Source organism: Verminephrobacter aporrectodeae subsp. tuberculatae At4, assembly GCF_000193225.1.
Taxonomy (GTDB): Bacteria; Pseudomonadota; Gammaproteobacteria; order Burkholderiales; family Burkholderiaceae_C; genus Acidovorax; species Acidovorax aporrectodeae.
Genome location: NZ_AFAL01001035.1, coordinates 1 through 1,007, shown reverse-complemented (window position 1 = coordinate 1,007; position 1,007 = coordinate 1). Strand labels below are relative to the sequence as shown.

General features: G+C 73.5%; 1 protein-coding gene and 1 pseudogene. Both read left to right on the top strand.

The features are described 5' to 3' along the window. Window positions 1–551 (top strand): ABC transporter ATP-binding protein (locus VTU_RS0124775; protein ID WP_010110610.1); only part of this gene is annotated, 551 nt, incomplete at its 5' end. 54 nt (window positions 552–605) lie between these two features. Continuing rightward, window positions 606–1,007, top strand: a pseudogene (locus VTU_RS30365) (ABC transporter permease); the annotation flags it as partial.

Sequence of the window (1,007 nt, the reverse complement as noted above, 5' to 3'; positions counted from 1 at the left end):
TCATGGGGGATTCGGGTGTCGGCAAGTCCACGCTGCTCAACTGCCTGGCGGGGCTCGACCATTGGGACGCGGGCCGCATCACGCACGGCAGTACCGACCTGGGCCTGCTCGACGACAGGCAGCGCGCCCTGTGGCGCCGTGCGCAGGTGGGCTTCGTGTTCCAGGCCTTCCACGTGCTGCCGCACCTGGACGTGGCGCAGAACGTGGCGCTGCCGCTGATGCTGCTCGGCCGCAACGACGCGCAGCGCGTGCAGCACATGCTCGCGGCGGTTGGCCTGCAAGACCTGGGGGCCCGGCTGCCGCAGCAGCTCAGCGGCGGGCAATTGCAGCGCGTGGCCATTGCCCGCGCCCTGGTGCACCGCCCGGCGCTGCTGCTGGCCGACGAGCCCACCGGCAACCTGGACCCGGCCACTGCGGGCCGCGTGCTCGACCTGCTGCACGCGCAGACGCGCGCGCACGGCGCAGCGCTGGTGCTGGCCACGCATTCGGACGCCGCAGCGGCCCGGGCAGACCGGGTGCTGCGGCTGAGCGCCGAGGGCATCGTCGGCTAGCGCAGGCGCGGGCTTGATCTGCATCAACCGTGCCGCGCACCCCAAGCGGTCACAATGCGCGCCATGCTTGCGTTGCTTGGCACCTTCTCCTGGCAGGACCTGCGCCACCACCCCTGGCGCAGCGCCGCGGCCATGGCGGCGGTGATGCTCGGGGTGGCGCTGGCGTTTGCGGTGCATTTGATCAACGCCTCGGCGCTCGACGAGTTCGCGCAGGCGCTGCGCGCGGTCCATGGCGAGCCCGATCTGGAACTGCGCGCCATGCAGGGCAGCCTGCCCGAGGCGCTCTACGAGCGCCTGCTCGGCGACCCGCAGGTGGCGCGCGCGAGCCCGGTGCTGGAACTCTCGGCGATGGCGCAGAAGGACCGCAGCGCCGCGCGCACGCCGCTGCGCGTGCTGGGCGCCGACGCCCTGTTGCTGCCCGCCATGGCGCCCGCGCTCATGCCGCGCCCCTGGCCG